Source organism: Corynebacterium sp., from assembly GCF_012837295.1.
GTDB lineage: Bacteria > Actinomycetota > Actinomycetes > Mycobacteriales > Mycobacteriaceae > Corynebacterium.
In genome coordinates this window covers 1-6,022 of sequence record NZ_DURI01000035.1, presented here as the reverse complement: position 1 = coordinate 6,022, position 6,022 = coordinate 1, and the positions used below count along the sequence as shown (strand labels likewise).

The window sequence follows — 6,022 nt, the reverse complement described above, 5'->3', positions numbered from 1 at the left end:
GCTTCCTCGCGCCGGTCGCGCTCGTGGCCGTCGTGGGCGGCGACGATGAACTCGATGGCCTCGTCGATGTCGTCGGTGACCAGGAACAGGTCCATGTCCTCGGGCGAGATCATGCCCTCGGCGAGCACGCGGTCGCGGATCCAGTCGATCAGCCCGCCCCAGAATTCGGTGCCCATGAGCACGACGGGGAAGCGGGTGACCTTGCCGGTCTGCACCATGACCAGCACCTCGAACAGTTCGTCGAGGGTGCCGAAGCCGCCGGGCAGCCCGATGAACGCCTGCGAGTACTTCAGGAACATGGTCTTGCGCACGAAGAAGTACCGGAAGTTCAGGCCGAGGTCGACCCAGTCGTTGATGCCCTGCTCGTGCGGCAGTTCGATGCCGAGCCCCACGGACAGGCCGTCGGCGTCGTGGGCTCCGCGGTTGGGGGCCTCCATCAGGCCGGGGCCGCCGCCGGTGATGCAGGCGTAGCCCGCCTCGACGATGGCGCGGCCGAGTTCGCAGCCCTGGACGTAGTACGGGTGGTCCTCCGGCATGCGGGCGGACCCGAAGACGGTGATGGCCTTGGGGATCTCCGCCAATGCCCCGAAACCGTCGACGAACTCCGACTGGATCCGCAGCACGCGCCACGTGTCGGTGTGCAGCCAGTCGGTGTCCTGGTGCGGGTCGAGCAGGCGGCGGTCGGTCGTGGACCGGTTGTGGTCGAGCTCCTCGTTGTTGCGGACCATGATCGGCCCGCGCAGCTTGCGCTTGCGGTCCGGCGAGGGGGTTCGGTGCGGGGCCATGCGGTTGTCTCCTGGTTCGTTGGTCGCCGTGCGGCGGGGTCGGTGCGGCAGTCGCTTTACTGCAGTGGCTTTACGACGGTGCCGGCGTGATCCCCGGTTCGGTGGTCAGGTAGCGCAGCAGGTCGTCGGAAAGCGCCGTGATCATCTCCACGGGGATCTGCTCGTCGCGCTTGTGGCAGTAGGCGGGGTCCCCGGGGCCGAAGTTGACGGCGGGCATGCCCAGAGCCGCGAATCGGGACACGTCGGTCCAGCCGTACTTGGGCTTTGCCACTCCCCCGGCGACTGCGACGAGCTCCGCCGCGGCGGCGCGGTCTAGGCCGGGCAGCGCGCCGGGGCTGACGTCCTCCACCTCGACGTCGATGAGCGGATCGTCGATGGCGAGGACCTCCATGAGGTGCGCCATGGCGTCGTCGGCGGTCCGGTTCGGCGCGAAGCGGAAATTGACGTGGGCCCACGCCTCGTCGGGCACCGTGTTGGTGGCCACGCCGGATTCGAGATGGACGACCTGCATTCCCTCACGGTAGGTCAGGCCGTCGATCTCCGCAGTTCCGGCGGAGTACCCGGCGACGCGGGAAAGAACCCCGGTCAGCCGGTGCGCGGCGTTGTCGCCGAGCCACGCGCGTGCCGAATGGGCGCGGGTGCCGTGGGCGATGACCTTGACGCGGATGGAGCCCTGGCAACCGGCCTCGATGACGTTGCCCGACGGCTCGCCCAACAGCGCGACGTCGCCGTCGAGCAGGTGGGGGTGGCTCTCGGCGATGTGGCCGAGCCCGTTGAATTCGCCGGCGATCTCCTCGCAGGCGTACATGATCAGCGTCAGGTCGCGCTTCAGCTCCGCGGCCCCGGCGAGCGTGGCGAAGGCGTGCAGGTAGCAGGCGTCGCCGCTCTTCATGTCCACGGCGCCGCAACCGAAGATCGTGTCGCGTCCTTCCGCGTCGACGCCGCGGGTCGACGGCACGTTGTCCGCGATGGGCACGGTGTCCAAGTGGCCGGCGAGGATGACCCGCCGCGGCAGGCCCCGGTGGGTGCGGGCGACGATGTTGTCGCCGATGCGCTCCACGGTCACCGCCGGCATCCCCTCCGGGATCCGCGCGGCGACGTCGCGCAACGCGGCCTCCACGGCATCGGCGATCCGCGCTTCATCGCGGGAGACGCTGGGGACGTCGATGAGCGCCGCGGTCAGTTCGACGGGGTCCGCGCGCAGGTCGAGAACGTCGCGGGGGGCGCCGGCGGAATCGAAACTTCTAGCGTTCACCCGATCCAGGGTAGCCATCCAGCGCAGCGAGCACCCGCGCGTGCAGGTGGGCGGCGATGCCGTGGCACGCGTCGCCGTCCGGCGGGGTGCCCGCCCCGAGGTGGGCGGCGAGCTCCTGGGGTTCGGTGGCGATGATTTCGGTGGCGCCGGACCCCGCTTCGAGCTCCGTGCCCTCGCGCAGGACGAACACCCGTGCCGTCGCGCCGTCGGGAAGCTGCGGCAGCGGCGGCGCGGCGTCGGCGCGGGCCAGGCGCGGGCCCCACGCGACGACGGCGACCCGCGATCCGTTGACGGCGATGGCGGGTTCGCCTGCCAGCACCGTCGACCCCGGCAGCGGGCGGCACACCGCGGCGAGCAGTCGTACGGCGGGATCCGAATGGGAACCGACGACGGCCGGGCCCGCGGCGCGGCGGAAGCCGGGGTCGAGGCGGCGCGCGACCGGGCCCAGTTCGTCGCGGGCCCAATCCGGCAGTGCGGCCAGGCGCCGTTCGCGTTCTGCTTGGCGACGATCCCACGACGCCCGCACGGCCACGCCCCCGACCAGCCCCGCCGCGAGACCGAGCAGCGGGACGCCGAGCATGACCAGTCCGCCGGCCGCCTGCTCCCCGGACACACCCGCGGTCACGGCCCACGCCCCCTGCGCGGCGGCCGCCAGCGCCCCGAGCAGCGCCCACTTTCCCGCCGCCACGCCCGCGAACACGCCCCAACTCACCGCCCACGCCAGGAGCACGATCACCGCGGTCCACGCGACCAGCGGCCACCCCAGGAATGCGGCTGCGACGCCGATGACCAGCGCGATCAGCGCCGCCGGGCCCAGCGCCTGCGACGCCGCGATCGCGCCCTTCGCCGCACGCGGCAGATCCGACCGGGACAGCAGCCCGGCCGACACGGAGCCCCCGGACGACCCGCGCGCGATCCGGCGCGACGACGATTGGTCCGACGGGCGCGACGGGCGAGTTGGGCGCGACGACGAACGGGGCGACGAACTGGACGACGGGCGGGGCTGCTGACCGGGCACGGGAACCTCCGGAGATTGGACGATGAACGGCGTTGACCACGGTGGGATGCGTGTGATGCGCGACCGCGCGGTCGAGGGGGCCGTCGGCAGCGGATAGTATCGGAATCATGATGACGACAGGTGCCTCGGCCACGGGTATCGCGAACATTGCCATGGACGGCACCGTCCTGGACACGTGGTACCCCAACCCCCAGCTCGACGACACCATCACCGAATCGGGCACCCGCCGCCTCGGGGCGCAGGACCTCACCCCGCAGCTGCTGCGCCAGGTCCTCCTCGACGAGGACCGCCGGGTGGAGCAGGTCGCGGTGCGCACCACCATCGCCGACCTCTCGCAGCCGCCGGTGGATTCCCACGACGCCTACCTGCGCCTGCATCTGCTGTCGCACCGCATCGTCACCCCGCACTCCATCCAGATGACCGAGGTGTTCGACGAACTGAACATCGTCGCGTGGACGAACAAGGGCCCCTGCCAGCCCGACAATTTCGAGGCGCTGCGCACCAACCTGCGCATGCGGGGTCTCATCCACGTCTATTCCATCGACCGCATGCCGCGGATGGTCGACTACGTCGTGCCGTCGGGCGTGCGCATCGCCGAGGCCGAGCGCGTGCGCCTGGGCGCCTACCTCGCGCCGGGCACCACCGTGCTGCGCGAGGGATTCGTGTCGCTGAACTCCGGTTCGCTCGGCCCGTGCAAGATCGAGGGCCGCCTGTCGTCGGGCGTCGTCCTCGGCGAGTACACCACCATCGGTCTGGCGGGCACGGTCATGGCCCGGCACGACGAGCGCGGCCGCCGCATCCCCCTGACCGTCGGCCGCCGCTGCAACATCGGCGTCTCCGCCGGCACCGTGGGCGTCGATCTGGGCGACGACTGCCTGATCGACAAGAACATCCTCATCGACAAGGACTCCCCCATCGAGCTTCTCGACGAAGGGCGCCGCGTCTCGGCGTGGGAGCTCAACGGCCGCGACCGGATGCACTTCTTCCGCCACCCGGATTACGCCGCGGTGTGCATGAAGCCGACCGAGGTGTAGCCGGAAGGTTACGGGGCGCCGAGTAATGTCCCCTCCATGACCAACTCCCCCCTGTCCCCGGCCGACGAGGCCGTGCCGGACGCGTCCGACGACGCACAGCTCGGCAAGGGACTCAAAGTTCGCCACTTGACAATGATGGGCCTCGGCTCCGCCATCGGCGCCGGCCTGTTCCTGGGCACCGGCGTCGGCATCAACGCCGCCGGCCCGGGCGTGCTGCTGTCCTATCTCGCCGCCGGCATCATCGTCGTGCTGGTGATGACCATGCTCGGCGAGATGGCCGCGGCCCGCCCCGCCTCCGGCGCTTTCTCCACGTACGCCGAGATGGCCTTCGGCCGCAGCGCCGGCTTCGTGCTCGGCTGGCTGTACTGGTTCATGCTCATCATGGTGCTGGGCGCGGAGATCACCGGCGCCGGCGCGATCATGGGCGCCTGGTGGGGAATCCCGGGGTGGATCCCCGGCCTGGTGTGCGTGGTGTTCTTCGCCTTCGTCAACCTGGCCAAGGTCCGCGGTTTCGGCGAGTTCGAGTTCTGGTTCGCCTTCATCAAGGTCGCCGTCATCATCGGCTTCCTGGTCATCGGCGTGCTGTTGGTGTTCGGCCTGCTGCCGGGCACGACCTTCGTCGGCACGCAGCACATCGCCGAGTCCGGCTTCCTGCCCAACGGGTTCTCCGGCGTCGCCGCGGGCCTGCTGGCGGTGGCCTTCGCGTTCGGCGGCATCGAGATCGTCACCATCGCCGCCGCCGAGTCCGACGACCCGAAGCGCTCGATCGCCTCGGCGGTCCGCTCGATCATCGTGCGCATCGGCGTGTTCTACATCGGCTGCGTGCTGATCATCATCATGCTGCTGCCCTACGCGCAGATCGGCGGCGCGGACACGGCGGCCGAGTCGCCGTTCACGATGGTGCTCCAGCAGGCCGGCCTGCCGGGCGTCGTCGGCTTCATGGAGGCCGTCATCGTCCTGGCCCTGCTCTCCGCCTTCAACGCGCAGATCTACGCGACCTCGCGCCTGGTCTACTCGATGTCCCGCCGCGGCGAGGCCCCCAAGCTGTTCACGGCGATGAACTCCCAGGCCGTGCCATACAAGGCCGTCATCATGTCGATGGTCTTCGCGTTCCTGTCCGTCGGCATCCAGGTCGTCTTCGACGGCTCCTCGGTGCTGGTGTTCCTGCTCAACGCGGTCGGCGGCTGCCTGCTGGTCATCTGGCTGGTCATCGCCCTATCGCAGATCAAGCTGCGCCCGCGCATGGAGGCCAACGGTGAGCTCACCGTCCGACTGCCCGCCTACCCGTGGCTGTCCTGGCTCGCGGTGTTCATGATCCTGGGCCTGACGGTCATGATGCTTTTCGACGAGGTCGCCCGCCAGCAGGTCTACGCCGTCGTGGCGGTGTGCTTCTTCCTCGCGATGCTCGCCGGCGTCACGTCGAAGTCGCGCGCCCGCGCCCGCGACAACGCCGACCAGACCCCGGTCGACGGCGTGCACCACTAGTCGGGCTTCTCGTCGGTCCGCAGGGCCGCCGTGACGGCTCACGGCGCCACGACGAAGCACCGAAATGCGGGGCCGAACTGGTCCCGCACGGGCGTCGCAAAGCAATCGTGACCCCGCCCACACCCGCGTAACGTGAACGTAACAAACCCCCCGCGACTGGCACAGACGCGGGGGGTACCGTTATGCGCATGACACGAGGAGCACACTCTTACGGCCTGGCCTCCCTGGCCTCCGACGGCACCGTCCTGGACGTCTGGTTCCCCTGCCCGGAGCTCGACGGCAACGGCGAGACCGGAACCAGCCTCGAGGCGCCCGACGACCTGCCGGATTCCTGCGATTTCTTCGCGCACCTCATCGGCGAGGACGCGGACCGGGGCGTCCACCGCGTCGGCGTCCGCACGGACATCGCGGATCTCGACGAGCCGCCCGTGGACGCCTACGACGC

General features: G+C 70.3%; 5 protein-coding genes and 1 pseudogene. 3 read left to right on the top strand and 3 right to left on the bottom strand.

Going from position 1 to position 6,022, the window contains the following annotated elements:
* The 3 genes from GX015_RS01220 to GX015_RS01210 all read right to left on the bottom strand — a co-directional run.
* On the bottom strand, positions 1-785 hold a 785-nt coding region (locus GX015_RS01220), incomplete at its 3' end, for a TIGR00730 family Rossman fold protein (protein ID WP_291342179.1).
* A 70-nt stretch (positions 786-855) separates the two neighbouring features.
* Positions 856-2,040 carry a succinyl-diaminopimelate desuccinylase gene (gene dapE / locus GX015_RS01215; protein WP_291342178.1) on the bottom strand — a complete coding sequence of 395 codons (1,185 nt, stop codon included), beginning with the start codon at positions 2,038-2,040 and terminating at the stop codon, positions 856-858.
* Entirely contained in the window at positions 2,030-2,929 is a 900-nt protein-coding gene (locus GX015_RS01210) for a hypothetical protein (RefSeq protein ID WP_291342176.1), read from the bottom strand. Before GX015_RS01210 ends, dapE begins: the two co-directional genes overlap by 11 nt.
* 236 nt (positions 2,930-3,165) lie before the next feature.
* On the opposite strand from GX015_RS01210, the gene GX015_RS01205 reads away from it, so the two are divergent.
* The 3 genes and pseudogenes from GX015_RS01205 to GX015_RS01195 all read left to right on the top strand — a co-directional run.
* Positions 3,166-4,092: a DapH/DapD/GlmU-related protein gene (locus GX015_RS01205; protein WP_291342175.1), complete on the top strand. Its 927-nt coding sequence runs from the start codon at positions 3,166-3,168 to the stop codon at positions 4,090-4,092.
* Positions 4,093-4,164: 72 nt separating this feature from the next.
* Complete coding sequence (locus GX015_RS01200) at positions 4,165-5,577, top strand: amino acid permease (protein ID WP_291342181.1); 1,413 nt, start codon at positions 4,165-4,167, stop codon at positions 5,575-5,577.
* Positions 5,578-5,765: 188 nt separating this feature from the next.
* Positions 5,766-6,022 (top strand): annotated as a pseudogene (locus GX015_RS01195) (2,3,4,5-tetrahydropyridine-2,6-dicarboxylate N-succinyltransferase); the annotation flags it as partial.

What these genes read in the sequence shown, in the direction of transcription:
- GX015_RS01205 (WP_291342175.1), top strand. Translation starts at nt 3,166, where the DNA reads ATGATGACGACAGGTGCCTCGGCCACGGGTATCGCGAACATTGCCATG.